16 protein-coding genes are annotated in these 14,049 nt (G+C 65.1%); 11 read left to right on the forward strand and 5 right to left on the reverse strand.

Features of this window, described 5'->3' with window-relative positions:
- The first annotated feature begins 56 nt into the window (after positions 1-56).
- Together PY310_RS08650 and PY310_RS08655 are read left to right on the forward strand one after the other, a co-directional pair.
- Positions 57-1,439 carry an MFS transporter gene (locus PY310_RS08650; RefSeq protein ID WP_275213984.1) on the forward strand — a complete coding sequence of 461 codons (1,383 nt, stop codon included), beginning with the start codon at positions 57-59 and terminating at the stop codon, positions 1,437-1,439.
- Positions 1,440-1,503: 64 nt separating this feature from the next.
- A complete protein-coding gene (locus PY310_RS08655) occupies positions 1,504-2,253 on the forward strand; it encodes a 3-hydroxybutyrate dehydrogenase (protein WP_275213985.1) in 750 nt (249 codons plus the stop codon).
- A 39-nt stretch (positions 2,254-2,292) separates the two neighbouring features.
- Here the strand turns inward: PY310_RS08655 and PY310_RS08660 are convergent, their stop codons facing one another.
- Positions 2,293-2,556, reverse strand: a complete 264-nt coding sequence (locus PY310_RS08660) for a hypothetical protein (RefSeq protein WP_275213986.1) — start codon at positions 2,554-2,556, stop codon at positions 2,293-2,295.
- Between the two features lie 207 nt (positions 2,557-2,763).
- Positions 2,764-3,150, reverse strand: a complete 387-nt coding sequence (locus PY310_RS08665) for a winged helix-turn-helix transcriptional regulator (RefSeq protein ID WP_275213987.1) — start codon at positions 3,148-3,150, stop codon at positions 2,764-2,766.
- 122 nt (positions 3,151-3,272) lie between these two features.
- On the opposite strand from PY310_RS08665, the gene PY310_RS08670 reads away from it, so the two are divergent.
- Positions 3,273-4,136 carry an SDR family oxidoreductase gene (locus PY310_RS08670; protein ID WP_275213988.1) on the forward strand — a complete coding sequence of 288 codons (864 nt, stop codon included), beginning with the start codon at positions 3,273-3,275 and terminating at the stop codon, positions 4,134-4,136.
- A gap of 145 nt (positions 4,137-4,281) precedes the next feature.
- Here the strand turns inward: PY310_RS08670 and PY310_RS08675 are convergent, their stop codons facing one another.
- Positions 4,282-5,802 carry an amino acid permease gene (locus tag PY310_RS08675; RefSeq protein WP_275213989.1) on the reverse strand — a complete coding sequence of 507 codons (1,521 nt, stop codon included), beginning with the start codon at positions 5,800-5,802 and terminating at the stop codon, positions 4,282-4,284.
- 238 nt (positions 5,803-6,040) lie between these two features.
- Here PY310_RS08675 and PY310_RS08680 point away from each other — a divergent pair, with 238 nt between their 5' ends.
- The 4 genes from PY310_RS08680 (at position 6,041) to PY310_RS08695 (ending at position 8,158) form a co-directional block, all read left to right on the forward strand.
- Complete coding sequence (locus tag PY310_RS08680; protein WP_275213990.1) at positions 6,041-6,469, forward strand: hypothetical protein; 429 nt, start codon at positions 6,041-6,043, stop codon at positions 6,467-6,469.
- Entirely contained in the window at positions 6,463-6,696 is a 234-nt protein-coding gene (locus tag PY310_RS08685) for a helix-turn-helix transcriptional regulator (RefSeq protein WP_275213991.1), read from the forward strand. Before PY310_RS08680 ends, PY310_RS08685 begins: the two co-directional genes overlap by 7 nt.
- Complete coding sequence (locus PY310_RS08690) at positions 6,693-7,664, forward strand: NAD(P)-dependent alcohol dehydrogenase (protein WP_275213992.1); 972 nt, start codon at positions 6,693-6,695, stop codon at positions 7,662-7,664. The genes PY310_RS08685 and PY310_RS08690 overlap by 4 nt, the downstream gene beginning before the upstream one ends.
- 89 nt (positions 7,665-7,753) lie before the next feature.
- Positions 7,754-8,158 (forward strand): hypothetical protein, encoded by a 405-nt coding sequence (locus tag PY310_RS08695; protein ID WP_275213993.1) that lies wholly within the window; start codon positions 7,754-7,756, stop codon positions 8,156-8,158.
- A gap of 49 nt (positions 8,159-8,207) precedes the next feature.
- On the opposite strand, the gene PY310_RS08700 is transcribed toward PY310_RS08695, so the two are convergent.
- On the reverse strand, positions 8,208-8,780 hold the full coding sequence (locus tag PY310_RS08700; RefSeq protein ID WP_275213994.1) for a DinB family protein: 573 nt from the start codon (positions 8,778-8,780) through the stop codon (positions 8,208-8,210).
- A gap of 203 nt (positions 8,781-8,983) precedes the next feature.
- On the opposite strand from PY310_RS08700, the gene PY310_RS08705 reads away from it, so the two are divergent.
- From PY310_RS08705 to PY310_RS08720, 4 genes are all read left to right on the forward strand, one after another.
- Positions 8,984-9,781, forward strand: a complete 798-nt coding sequence (locus PY310_RS08705; RefSeq protein ID WP_275213995.1) for an IclR family transcriptional regulator — start codon at positions 8,984-8,986, stop codon at positions 9,779-9,781.
- Positions 9,782-9,948: 167 nt separating this feature from the next.
- A complete protein-coding gene (locus PY310_RS08710) occupies positions 9,949-11,649 on the forward strand; it encodes a urocanate hydratase (RefSeq protein WP_275213996.1) in 1,701 nt (566 codons plus the stop codon).
- A 5-nt stretch (positions 11,650-11,654) separates the two neighbouring features.
- Positions 11,655-13,247 (forward strand): histidine ammonia-lyase, encoded by a 1,593-nt coding sequence (gene hutH, locus PY310_RS08715; RefSeq protein WP_275213997.1) that lies wholly within the window; start codon positions 11,655-11,657, stop codon positions 13,245-13,247.
- 160 nt (positions 13,248-13,407) lie between these two features.
- Positions 13,408-13,644 carry a hypothetical protein gene (locus PY310_RS08720; protein WP_275213998.1) on the forward strand — a complete coding sequence of 79 codons (237 nt, stop codon included), beginning with the start codon at positions 13,408-13,410 and terminating at the stop codon, positions 13,642-13,644.
- A gap of 72 nt (positions 13,645-13,716) precedes the next feature.
- On the opposite strand, the gene PY310_RS08725 is transcribed toward PY310_RS08720, so the two are convergent.
- Positions 13,717-13,974: a hypothetical protein gene (locus tag PY310_RS08725; protein WP_275213999.1), complete on the reverse strand. Its 258-nt coding sequence runs from the start codon at positions 13,972-13,974 to the stop codon at positions 13,717-13,719.
- Between the last annotated feature and the right edge of the window lie 75 nt (positions 13,975-14,049).

Genomic DNA, 14,049 nt, shown 5'->3' on the forward strand with positions numbered 1-14,049 from the left:
AGCCATTAGTGCTGTGGATCACAGCGCGTGTCAAAGTGGACACTAAGGAGAAACTCATGAGCGTAGAGCAGCGCTCGGCAGACAATGCCCCCGGATCCGCATCCAAGGGATCCGGCCTCAAAAAAATCGTCGCCGCCTCAATGGTGGGCACGGTGGTGGAATGGTACGAATTCTTCCTCTACGCCACCGCTGCAACCCTCGTGTTCGGGAAGTACTTCTTCCCCGCCACGGGCAACGAACTCGACGGCATCATCCAGGCCTTCATCACCTACGCGGTGGGCTTTGTGGCCCGCCCGCTCGGTGGCATCGTCTTCGGGCAGATCGGCGACAAGCTCGGCCGCAAACCCACCCTGCAGCTGACCATCGTGATCGTCGGCGTCGCCACGTTCCTGATGGGTTGCCTCCCGGGCTTCGCCGACATCGGCTACGCGGCCCCCGCCCTGCTGGTTGCCCTGCGCTTCATCCAGGGCTTTGCACTGGGCGGCGAATGGGGCGGCGCCGTGCTGCTGGTTGCCGAACACAGCCCCAACAGCAAGCGCGCCTTCTGGTCCAGCTGGCCCCAGGCCGCCGTCCCCGTGGGTAACCTGCTCGCCACGCTCGTGCTCTTCATCATGTCAACCACGCTGAGCCCGGAAGCGTTCCTCGGCTGGGGCTGGCGTGTGGCCTTCTGGCTCTCCGCCGTGATCGTGTTTGTTGGCTACTACATCCGCACCCACGTCACCGAAGCCCCCATTTTCCTCGAAGCCAAGGCCCTCGTGGAGAAGGAGCAGGCTGTCAGCTATGGCGTCTTCGAAGTGGTGCGCAAGTACCCCAAGGGCATCCTGCAGGCCATGGGGCTCCGGTTCGCGGAGAACATCATGTACTACCTGGTGGTCAGCTTCGCCATCGTCTACCTCAAGAGCGTGCACAAGTACGACACCTCCTCGCTCCTGCTCGCACTGCTGATCGCGCACGTGATCCATTTCCTGATCATCCCGCAGATTGGCCGGCTGGCGGACAGCATAGGACGCAAGCCCGTCTACCTCATCGGTGCCATCACCGGTGCGGCCTGGCCGTTCTTCGCCTTCCCCATGTTCGATACCCGCAACGCCGTGGTGATCGTCCTCGCCGTGACCATCGGCCTGTGCCTGCATGCGTTTATGTACGCCGGCCAGCCCGCCATCATGGCTGAACTGTTCCCCACCCGGATGCGCTACTCGGGTGTTTCGCTGGGCTCGCAGGTCACCTCCATCTTCGCCGGCTCACTTGCGCCGCTGCTGGCAACCCAGTGGCTGAAAGACACCGGCTCATGGGTGCCGACGGCCATTTACCTGGTGATTGCCTGCGCCATCACCGTTGTCGCCGTACTGAGCCTCAAGGAAACCAAGGGCATCGCCCTGGAGGATGTGGACAAGGCTGACGCCGCACGCGAAGGATTGCTTCCGGCAAGCTCACGCTGAGCCGCCTGAACAGCCCTAACCGCGACGCCTGAAGGAACTGCACACGATGGGAACCGGACCTGCAATGGAAAACACACTGAACGGCCGCAAGGCACTTGTCACCGGCGGCGCCAGCGGAATCGGCGCCGCGTGTGTCCGGGAGCTCGCTGCCCGCGGGGCGAAGGTGGTGGTAGCCGACGTCGACGCCGCCGGCGCCGCCGCACTCGCCGACGAAGTGGGCGGCACCTCCTGGGCTGTTGACCTGCTGGACGTGGACAGGCTCGGCACCCTGAGCCTGGACTGCGACATCCTGGTGAACAACGCCGGGATCCAGCGGATCAGCCCCATCGAGGAGTTTGATCCGGCCGAATTCCGCCGGATCATCGCCCTCATGCTGGAGGCGCCGTTCCTGCTGATCCGGGCCGCCCTGCCGCACATGTACACCAACGGGTTCGGTCGCATCATCAACCTGTCCTCGGTGCACGGGATCCGTGCCTCCCCGTTCAAGAGCGCGTACGTATCCGCCAAGCACGGCCTGGAAGGGCTGAGCAAGGTGACGGCGCTTGAAGGCGGGGAGCACGGCGTCACCTCCAACTGCGTGAACCCGGGCTATGTCCGGACAGCGCTGGTAGAGAAACAAATCACTGACCAGGCCAAAGTGCACGGAATACCCGAGTCAGAGGTACTGGCCAAGGTCATGCTCACCGAGTCCGCCATCAAGCGGCTGGTGGAACCGGCCGAGGTGGCTTCCCTGGTGGCCTGGCTGGCATCCGATCACGCCGGCATGGTCACCGGGGCCAGCTACACCATGGACGGCGGCTGGTCCGCGCGCTAGTTCCCGGTCCCTGCAGCACACCACCGCCACCTGAGGCAGCTAATCCTGCGGCCTCAGGTGGCGGTGGTCGTAGTAGAACACCCCCGCCGCGGCGCTCAGTTCCACCGACGTTCCGCAGTGGGACATCACGATCCCTTCCTGCCGCCCGTTGAACGGGTCATCGCCCACCACGGCATCGCCCACCCGGTAGGGGGATTTGGGGCGTGTCGCCGCACGTGTGCGGCGCCAGAGACGGGCAACAAGTGAGGAAAGTCTGACGGGCCTGCCCATATTCGCCAAGTCCTGGACATGTGTTTTCACCATGCGAACCACTCCTTGAAGCGGCGCGGAGCCGCCTGCTGCGGTGCGGTAGCCGGACAGCTCCCAGCAGAGGATGGTCCTCCTAGTCCGGGCTCACACCTTAGGAAAACGCTAAGCGCTATTCACACCAGTCACACCAGTAACATGTACTCGATTTTTAGCGGGGCCGGTACCTAGGCTTTTCGACCGGGCTGTGTGCTGTAGCCCGGGTCAGGGTTCCACCCGCGGCGTTTGGAGGATTTGCTCGGCGTTGTTGTAGGCCCAGGCCACGAGGGGAACCAGCAGGGCCGTCAGTTCGTAGCCGCGCTCCGTGAGGCTGTAGTCGACGCGGGGTGGAATGACCGGCTGGGCGCGGCGCAGCACCAGGCCGTCGTTCTCCAGCGTTTTCAGGGTCTGCGCCAGCATCTTCTCGCTGATGCCTTCGGCGCGGCGCCGGAGTTCGCTCCAGCGCTGTTCGCCTTCGGAGAGTGCCACCAGGATCAGCACTCCCCACTTGCTGGTGATGTGGTCCAGCACTGTCCGGCTGGGGCACCCTGCGGGGAACACGCCGTCGGCAAAGCCCGCGGGCAGGCGGGCCGGAAATGTCTGTGCTTCCATGCACCCAACTTACCAAGAGGTGAGTACCTTACTTCAAAGTGCGTACCCTCCCCCGGGAAGCATTCGGGGAAAGTGCTGGTTGTGCAGGGTGACCCCCTTGCAGATGGTGAAAGGAACCACCCATGAGCATCGTTATTACCGGAGCAACCGGCCAGCTTGGCCGCCACGTTGTCGAAGCCCTTCTGCGGCATGACGTTCCCGCCGCGCAGATCGTGGCCGCGGGCCGTTCTGTTGGAAAGCTGGCCGACCTTGAAGCGCGGGGCGTGCAGGTCAGGGCGATGGACTACACGGACCCCGCTTCTGTGGCGAACGCGCTCGCAGGCGCCACCAAGGTCCTGCTGATTTCCGGCAGCGAGGTGGGCCAGCGGGTTGAGCAGCACCGCACTGTCATCGAGGCCGCCAAGGCTGCGGGGGTGGAGCTCATTGCCTATACGAGCATCGCCAATGCTGATACCACCGGCATGAAGCTGGCGGCCGAGCACCAGGCCACTGAAGACCTCCTCAAGGACTCGGGGGTTCCGTTCGCCCTCCTCCGCAACGGCTGGTACCTCGAAAATTACACGGAGCAGCTGCAGGGAGCCCTGGCCCAGGGCGCGCTTGCCGGCAGTGCAGGCGAAGGCAGGGTCAGTGCCGCATCCCGCCAGGATTACGCCGAGGCTGCCGCGGCCGTCCTCGTCGCCGGGGACCAGGCCGGCAAGGTCTACGAACTTGGTGGCGACCTCGCCTTCACGCTCGCGGAACTGGCTCAGGAAATCAGCACCGCCGCCAACCGGCCGGTGGCTTACCAGGACCTTCCGGCGAGCGACTACGCCGGCCTCCTTGCCGGCTTCGGCGTGCCGCAGGCCTTCGCCGACATCCTCGCCGATTCGGACCTCGGCATTGCCCGCGGCGACCTTCTGGTGAGCGGTTCGGACCTTCGCGAACTGATCGGCCGGCCCACGACGCCGATGCCCGCCGCCGTGCGTTCCGCGCTGGCCGCCGCCTAACCGCAACGCCTCCGCCCCCTACCCCCGGACGCTCTCTCACTTAATGCGCCTTTTGGGCCGACGCTCTCTCACTTAATGGGGCATATCCGGGAACCCTCTATCACTTTCTTGAAGAGAGTGATAGAGGGTTCGGCTTTAACCCGCATTAAGTGAGAGAGCGTTGGGCTCGTGAGGTGACCACCGGCAGCGGTGAGGTTTCGTCCACCAGCTCGGCCCGCCGTCGTCCGTTCCCCTTGACCCAAAGCCGGTACGCGAGCAACAGCAGACCCAGCCAGACCGCGCCGACGTACAGCGCCACGCGGGTGTCCTCGAAGGCGCCCAGGACGCCGATGACCAGCGCCATAAACGCGATGGTGACGACGGAAGCTGCCGGCCACCATGGGGACGGGAATTCCGACGCCGGCAGGCCCTTCCGCGCGATCTCCCGTTTCATGGCCACGTGGGACGCGAGGATCATGACCCACACCCAGACGGTGGCGAACGTGGCGATCGACGCGATCAGGATGAACACGCCCTCGGGAATGACGGCGTTCAGCACAACGCCCACCAGCAGGATGCCGGCCATCATCACCACCGTCATCCACGGAACGCCGTGGCGGGACACCTTGCCGAACACCGCCGGCGCGTGGCCCTGGCCGGAGAGTCCGAACAGGATGCGGCCGGCGCCGAAGATGTCACTGTTGATGGCGGACAGGGCGGCGGTGATCACCACCGCGTTGAGGATGTGCGGTGCCGCCGGGATGCCCAGGCCGCTGAAGATCTGCACAAAGGGGCTGCCGTTGGTGCCGATCTCGTTCCATGGGAAGAGGCTCATCAGGACGCCAAGGGTGAGGACGTAGAACAGCAGGACCCGGACCGGCACCGTGTTCACGGCCTTGGGGATGACCTTCTTGGGGTCCGCGGCCTCGCCGGCGGTGATGCCGAGGGTTTCGATGCCGCCGAACGCGAACATCACCACGGCGAACGAGGCCAGGAGGCCTTCGAAGCCGTTGGGGAAGATTCCGCCGTGTTCCACGAGGTTTCCCAGCCCCGGTGCCACCGTGGAACCGCCGGCCTGGAAGCCGAAGGTGATGATGGCCGCGCCGCCCGCGATCATCGCGACGATGGCTGCCACCTTGATCAGCGAGAACCAGAACTCCAGTTCGCCGAAGACTTTCACGCTGAGCAGGTTCAGGGCCGCCAGGAAGAAGATGATGGCCAGGATCCAGATCCAGCGGTCCACCTCGGGGAACCAAAAGCCCATGTAGATGCTGAAGGCTGTCACGTCGGCGATCGCCACGATGGCCATCTCAAAGACGTACGTCCAGCCGGTTACGAATCCTGCCAGTGGCCCGAGATATCGGCTGGCGTACTGGCCGAACGAGCCGGAAACAGGATGCCGCACGGCCATCTCGCCGAGGGCCCGCATCACCATAAAAACGGCCGCGCCGCCAATAATGTAGGCGAGCAAAACGGCCGGTCCCGCCTTTTGGATCGCTGAGGCGGAGCCGTAGAACAGCCCCGTACCAATGGCCGAGCCGAGCGCCATGAAGCGGATATGCCGGACATTAAGTCCGCGGTTCAGGGTGCCCTGCAGGACGCGCCCGACGGCGGTGCTCTCCGTGGCGTGTTCGGCTTGGCTTGCGTCGTGGCTGGCTGTGTCTTGCGTGGCGGCTGCTTGCTGCATACGAATACCTTCTCGTCATTGGGAGGGGGATCGCTAACCAGCAGACCATTTTCGCGCCGGACGTGATGAGCCTCACGGCAGGCTGGTGTCTTCAATCTCAGACTCGACGGGTTCTCCCGGGCATTCCTGACGTCAGGTACAAAACCATTGACATCATGTAATGCTTTCTTTACATTGATCATGTCAGCTTTGCTTTACATCGGCCCCTCGGGTCCGGTCCATCGTGGCAGGAGCGGAAATGTCCTTCGAAGAGAAGAGCGCCTGGATCATGGGAGCAGTGGCTGTGGTTTCCTATGGCGTCTATGTGGCGCTCATACTTGGTGCCGCCGGCACCATGCCCCTCGCCCAGGTGTCCTATGCGGCACCCCTGTTGTGGACCATTGGGGCTTCCATTGCGGCGTCCATCGCGGCGCACGCGGTGATCGGTATCGTCCGGCCCCGCGACGCCGGGAAGAAGGACCAGCGGGACAGGGAAATCTACCGCTTTGGCGAGTATGTCGGGCAGTCCTTCGTGGTTATCGGCGGAGTGGCCGCCCTGCTGATGGCCATGGCCGAATGGGACCACTTTTGGATCGCCAACGTCATCTACCTGACGTTTGTGCTGTCCGCGATCCTGGGCTCCGTGGCCAAGATCGTCGCCTACCGCCGGGGATTCCAGCCATGGTGAAGCCAACCCGCGTCACCAACTCCATCCGCCGCCTCCGCTTCGAACGAGGCGAAATGACGCAGGCGGAGCTCGCCGAGCGCGTGGGCGTCACCCGCCAGACCATTATTGCCATCGAGCAGGGCCGGTATTCGCCCTCCCTGGAGATGGCCTTCCAGATCGCGCATGCCCTCGGCGTGCAGCTCGAAGACGTTTTCCAATACCCCCACCGCGAAGGAGAGGCATCATGAAAGCTATCGTGCAGGATGTTTACGGAGATTCCGACGTGCTGGGGCTGCAGGACATTCCCAAGCCCGTGCCGGGCGATGGGGAGGTGCTTTTGAAAGTCCGTGCGGCCGGCGTGGACCAGGGCGTGTGGCACCTGATGACCGGGCGGCCATACCTGGTCCGGCTCTTCGGATTCGGGCTGATGAAGCCCAAGGTGCCGGTCCGCGGGCGGGAAGTGGCCGGCGTCGTCGAGTCCGTTGGCGCCGGAGTGACCCGCTTTCAGCCCGGCGATGAAGTGTTTGGCACGTGCGAAGGGTCGTTCGCCGAGTACGTTTGCGCGAAGGAGACGCTGCTGGCCCGTAAGCCCGCAAACCTGGCGTTCGAGGAAACGGCGGCTGCCCCCATTTCTGCTGTCACGGCCCTTCAGGCCGTGCGCGACGCCGGGCAGGTCACCGCCGGTCAGAAGGTCCTGGTCATTGGCGCGGGCGGGGGAGTGGGATCGTTCGCCGTGCAGATCGCCAAGGACCTCGGCGCAGAGGTCACGGGTGTTTGCAGCACAGGCAAAGTGGATCTGGTCCGGACGCTCGGTGCTGATCACGTGGTGGACTACACGCGTGACGACTTTGCCCGCGCCGGTGCCCTCTACGACGTCATCATCGATACCGCAGGCAACCGGCCGCTGTCCGTCCTGAAGCGCGCGCTCGCGCCACAGGGAGCCCTGGTGATTGTCGGGGGCGAAGGCGGCGGGCGGGTGACGGGAGGCTTTGAGCGATCAATGCTTGCGCCGCTGGCCTCCCTATTCTCCGGCCAGAAATTCAAGGGCCTCGTCGCCAAGGAAAACCATCAGGATCTCGAAGCGCTGACGGCACTGTTCGAGGCGGGCCGCGTGAAGCCTGCCGTGGAGAAGGTCTACCCTCTCGCGGAAGCCCCGGCTGCCATCGCCCATCTGCACGAAGGGCGCGTGCGAGGCAAGGTCGTGGTCCGGGTCTGAGTGGTTGCCCGACTGTGGGCTGGGCGAAGTTATCCACATAGGCGGGAAAGGGCGGTGCTTTAGCCGGACCCCCGCGGGAAGCTGGAGGTATGGAAAGCCGAGCAGCCTGGGACGCCGAAAATAGAAAAGCTTTGGAGACGGTTCGGCAGAGGGCCTACACAATCGCACGGAGAATACTTGCGGCCGCGCCCGACCAGCCGTCGCCCTATGGGCCATACATAGATGCAGTGGCCCGGAAGGGCTTATTCCTGGACGTTCTCGCCGACATCGCGCAGGTGAGGGCTAAGTCCGCCGCCTTGGCGGCCAAAATTGCCGCCGGATATCCAGAATCATCATCCGCTGCCAGGTTATTCTCAGCGCCTCGCAAGCTGACGAATATGGACAACAAGGCAGCTGCGGAGATTCTGGAGAGCATGGCAGCCGCCACCCTGGAGCTGGCCGATGTGCTGCGTGGGACGGCAGCCGATCCGGCCGAGACCGTGCACTACGGCTGAACGCCGTGCATGGCAAGCAATTCCCTGCGGCCCGGCAAGGCCACTTCAGTCATGCCTGCCTCGCCGCAGCTTCGATGGCGGCACGATGCGCGGACCACTCTTCAGGGCTGCGCGGTGTCAGGTTGGGGTCCCCTGGCCGCTGTCCAGCGCTGCCGTCGATGAGTTCACGAAGGATGTCCGCATGACCCAGATGGTGGGCCCGCTCAGCAACCATGTGGACCAGGATCTGGTGCAGCGTGACCTGTCGACGCTCCTCAGGCCACCATGGCACCAAGCCGGGCGAATCCAATGGGAGTGCCTTGACCGTGGCGTCGCTTTGCGCTGCGGCGAAATGGTGAAGCTCCACAATGTTGTCCCGGCTTTCGTCGGCGGGTACCCACAGATCCGCATCCGTGCTGGCATCCTCGTCCAGCCACGGGAGGTGTCGCCCGCTGGGACGGCCGAAGACCTCGCCGAAATAGCCAAGCTCCGTGCTCGCCGCATGCTTGACGAGACCCAGCAGGTTGGTGCCGGTGGGAGTGAGCGGCCGGCGGACATCGTACTCACTCAGCCCGTCCAACTTGCCGAGGAGGTTGTCCCGCCGGACGCGCAGATAATGATGCAGCGTCTCTTTCTCGTCCATAGCGGGCACTCTACCCAAATGTTTCGAGTGTGCCAGCCCCTCGTCCCCAAGGCTGCGCCGCCCAGATCAATCCCACACCCATCCGTCTGGTATCCCAGACAGAGAAGCAAGAGGATGGTTCTGGGACCGTTGGCGCGGCACGCAAGCTTAAATGCGGTATCCCGGACACCGGCGAAGACGACGGCGACACATCGGAGAACACAATGTCAGGCACAACAGCGAAGGCGACGTCCAAAGTCCCCGCCGCCGAGAACACCCTTCGTATCCTCAAACTGTTGGCCTCGAAGCGAGGGCCAATGGCGGCGTCGAGCATTGCCACGGCGCTCGACCTGCCCCGTTCCAGCGTGTACCACCTCCTGGGCGTGATGGAGGCGAACGGATTTGTGCTCCACCTGCATGAGGAGCAGCGATACGGGCTCGGCATCAGCGCATTCGAACTGAGCTCGGCGTATTCGCGGCAGGAGCCGCTGTCCCGCCTGGGCCGGCCGCTGCTGGCTTCGCTGGTGGACGTGATCGGGGAGAGTGCCCACCTGGCGGTGCTCCACGGCCGGGACGTGCTGTACATCGTGGAGGAGCGGGCCAAGAACCGCCCGTCGCTGGTGACCGACGTCGGTGTCCGCCTTCCCAGCCACCTCACTGCCAGCGGGCGTGCCATCCTCGCGGCTCTGCCAAAGTCGCAGGTCCGGGCGCTGTACCCGAACGCCGCGGCCTTTACCGCCCGGCATGAAGTGGAGGGCGCCATTATGAAGTACTCAGCCCTGTCGTCGCACTTGGATCAGGTCCGGCAGCGCGGCTACGCCACGGAACATGGTGAAGTTACGCCCGGATTTGGCTCCATAGCGGCCGCCGTCACCGACCACGTGGGGTGGCCTACGGCAGCGGTGGCCGTCACTTTTCTGGAGGACAAACTGCCGGCGGACCAGTGGCCCGCGCTCGCCGCCCGCGTACAAAAGGTGGCGGACGAGCTCTCGGCCCGAATTCACGGACGGCCCGGCAAGTAAACCAGCCGGCCCGGCCGAACCGGGCACGAGGGGCCCAGCCTGGACGCATCCGGCTCGTCTGGAATCCCGGACACCACCCCCTGCAAAGCCCTGTTAGCACCGCCACCAACGGGCTTTAGTGGATACAGAACCTCTTACCCAAAGCACCAACACGAGAAGGAGCCCTCATGGCACCCGCCGATTTCACCACCGGTGCCCGCCCGGTCAAAGCAGCCCGCGGCACCGAGCTCACCGCCAAAAGCTGGCAGACCGAAGCCCCCCTGCGGATGCTGATGAACAACCTGGACCCCGAGGTCGCCGAACGCCCGGACGACCTGGTGGTCTATGGTGGCACCGGCCGCGCCGTCCGGTCCTGGGCCGCATTCGACGCGATCACCCGCACCCTGGAAACCATGGAAAAGGACGAGACCCTCCTGGTCCAGTCCGGCAAGCCGGTGGGCGTCTTCCGCACCAACGAATGGGCGCCCCGCGTGCTGCTGGCCAATTCCAACCTGGTGGGCGACTGGGCGAACTGGCCCGAGTTCCGCCGCCTCGAAGCCGAGGGCCTGATGATGTACGGCCAAATGACGGCAGGGTCCTGGATCTACATCGGCACCCAGGGCATCCTGCAGGGCACCTTCGAGACTTTCGCCGCGATCGCCCGCAAGCTCACCGGGGACGAAAACGGCACACTCGCCGGCACCCTCACCCTGACCGGCGGCTGCGGCGGCATGGGCGGCGCCCAGCCGCTCGCCGTCACCCTGAACGAAGGCGCCTGCCTGATTGTCGACGTCGACGAAACCCGCCTGCGCCGCCGTGCCGGAAAGCGTTACCTCGACGAGGTGGAAACCGATCTCGACGCCGCCATCGCCAAGGTGCTCACGGCCAAGCAGGAGCGCCGCGGCTGGTCCGTGGGTTACGTCGGCAACGCCGCCGAAATCTTCCCGGAGATCCTGCGCCGCCACAACGCCGGCGAACTCACCGTGGACATCGTCACGGACCAGACCTCCGCGCACGATCCGCTGAGCTACCTTCCCGAGGGCATCCCGGTGGCCGAATGGCACCGCGAAGCCGAAGCCGATCCCGAGGGCTTCACCAAGAAGGCCCAGGCTTCGATGGCCAGGCACGTCCAGGCCATGGTGGAATTCCAGGACGCCGGTGCCGAGGTCTTCGATTACGGCAACTCCATCCGCGACGAGGCTCGCAAGGGCGGCTACGCCCGTGCTTTCGAATTCCCCGGCTTCGTCCCGGCGTACATCCGGCCGCTGTTCTGCGAGGGCCTGGGCCCGTTCCGCTGGGTCGCACTCTCCGGGGACCCGGAAGACATCCGCGTTACGGACGAAGCCATCAAGGAGCTCTTCCCCGGGAACAAGCACCTGCACCGCTGGATTGACGCCGCCCAGGAACGCGTGGAGTTCGAAGGCCTCCCGGCAAGAATCTGCTGGCTGGGCTACGGCGACCGCGCCAAAGCCGGGCTGCTGTTCAACCGCCTGGTCAAGGAAGGCAAGGTCAAGGCACCCATCGTGATCGGCCGCGACCACCTGGACTCCGGCTCCGTCGCCTCCCCGTACCGGGAAACGGAATCGATGGCGGACGGCTCCGATGCGATCGCCGACTGGCCCCTGCTCAACGCGCTGCTCAACACCGCCTCCGGCGCCACCTGGGTGTCCATCCACCATGGCGGCGGCGTGGGCATCGGCCGCTCCATCCACGCCGGCCAGGTCTCGGTCGCGGACGGCTCCGACCTCGCAGCGCAGAAGCTCGAGCGCCTGCTCACCAACGACCCCGGGATGGGCATCATCCGCCACGCCGATGCCGGCTACGACCGCGCCGTCGAGGTCGCCAACGAACGCGGCGTCCGCATTCCCATGAACGAAAACACGAAGTAGGAATCATGACCGCCATTACCCACGAACCGCTCACCGTCACCCTCGGCTCCAGCGGCGTCACGCCCGAGGAAGTCGTCGCCGTCGCCCGCCACAACGCCACGGTGACCATCGCCCGGGACGCCCTCGACAACGTCGCCAAGGTCCGCGCCCACATCGACGGCCTGGCCAACAGCGAGACCCCCGCCTACGGCATCTCCACCGGCTTCGGCGCGCTGGCCAGCCGGCACATCCCCGGTGAGCTCCGCACCCAGCTGCAGAAGTCCCTGATCCGCAGCCACGCCGCCGGCATGGGCCCCGCCGTGGAGCGCGAAGTGGTGCGCGCCATCATGTTCCTGCGCGCCAAAACCCTCGCCTCCGGCCGCACCGGCGTCCGCCCCGTGGTCCTGCAGACCATGGTGGACGTCCTCAACGCCGGCATCACACCGGTGGTCCGCGAGTTCGGTTCGCTGGGCTGCTCCGGCGACCTCGCCCCGCTGTCCCACTGCGCCCTGGTGCTGATGGGTGAAGGGGAAGCAACAGGACCCGACGGCGTGACCTACGGCGGGCGCGGCGAGCAGCCGGTCGCCGTGCTGCTCGCCGAGCACGGCATCGAGCCGGTCACGCTCGCCGAAAAGGAAGGCCTGGCGCTGGTCAACGGCACCGAAGGCATGCTGGGCATGTTGCTGATGGCCATCGCGGACATCCGTAAACTGCTGACGACGGCGGATATCACCGCAGCGATGAGCGTCGAGGCGCTGCTGGGCACGGATCAGGTGTTCCTGCCGGAGCTGCACGCGGCCCTGCGCCCGCACCCGGGGCAGGCCGCCAGTGCGGACAACATGCTGCGGGTGCTGTCCGATTCTCCGATCGTGGCCTCGCACCGGATTGGGGATTCGAAAGTCCAGGACGCCTACTCGCTGCGCTGCGCACCCCAGGTGGCCGGCGCCGTGCGGGACACGGTGGACTACGCCGCGCTGGTGGCCTCCCGCGAGCTGGCTGCCGCCATTGATAACCCGGTGGTCCTGCCGGACGGGCGTGTCAGTTCCAACGGCAACTTCCACGGCGCCCCGGTGGCCTACGTCCTCGACTTCCTCGCCATTGCCGTGGCGGACCTCAGCTCCATCGCCGAGCGCCGGACGGACCGGATGCTGGACCCGGCCCGGTCCCATGGGCTCCCGGCCTTCCTGGCGGAGGATCCGGGCGTTGATTCGGGCCTGATGATCGCCCAGTACACCCAGGCGGGACTGGTCTCGGACAACAAACGGCTGGCCGTCCCGGCCTCAGTGGACTCAATTCCGAGTTCAGCGATGCAGGAGGACCATGTTTCCATGGGCTGGCACGCCGCACGCAAGCTGCGCAAGGCCGTGGAGAACCTGCGCCGTGTCCTGGCGATCGAACTGGTCACCAGCGCACGCGCCATTGATTTCCGCACCCGGTTGTCCCGCGGGGAGCTGCTGCCGGGCCCGGCGGGTAAGGCCGTCATCGGTGTGCTGCGCGAACACGTTGAGGGGCCGGGCGCGGACCGGTTCCTCTCCCCGGAACTCGAAGTTGCGGACCGTTTGGTGGCATCCGGGGACGTTGTCGCTGCGGCCGAATCCGCCGTCGGGATTCTTGCCTAGGCGGGAATATTCTTCGGTCTCAGCGGACCATTGCGGCAAATGCTGAAATATGGTGCAACACGCACATTTCCGGTCCGCGAACTGTAGTAGAACTGAAGGTGTAGTAGAAGTCACATCAACGAGGCTGTGGCGGGACGTATACAAAGGGGTAGAAGTTCAAATGAAAGCACGTGGGGCTGTCCTTTCGAGACGCAACGCACATTCCAACATCATCTCCGAGTGGGGCACGCTCAAGGCCGGGGAGCGGGTTGAAATCATCAAACACGCCCACGTCATTGCAGCGGGCGAGGTTGAGGAAGTATCACAGAGCGGGAATGTCTTGTGGCTCGCACCCGCCGGGCCGTCCGAGGAGCACCTGTTCCTGAAGTCCGATGGCGTGCAGGTGCGGCGAAGCTGACCTGAACGCAAAAAAGTCCCTGCCGCCCGGATCAACCGGGAGGCGGGGACTTTTTTGTAAGCGTCAGAGGGGTTAGGCGGCGATGGCTTCGTAGGTCTCGCCGAAGGGGACTGATTCGTCCAGGGCAACAGTAAAACGTCCGGGGTGCAGCCGGGTCACAAGGATGCCGCAGGCCGCGTCCTTGGCAGTTTCGATCAGGGTGGCAACAGCGTTGTCCAGTCCTTCGTGCATCTCCTCGGCAGTGGCAAACTGCAGGTCGAGGGACCGGGCGCTTGAGGCCTCGTTGGCCGCAACGGCGGTCAGGGGGCGTTCCAATGTAGCTGTAGTCATACCTTCAACTATACCTTCCGCTGCTTAAGATGTCAGATGACTGCCCTTTGTGGCGGTGAGGCCGCAAAAGACCGA

Origin of the sequence: Pseudarthrobacter naphthalenicus (assembly GCF_029076445.1) — a bacterium.
In the GTDB taxonomy this organism is placed as follows: domain Bacteria; phylum Actinomycetota; class Actinomycetes; order Actinomycetales; family Micrococcaceae; genus Arthrobacter; species Arthrobacter naphthalenicus.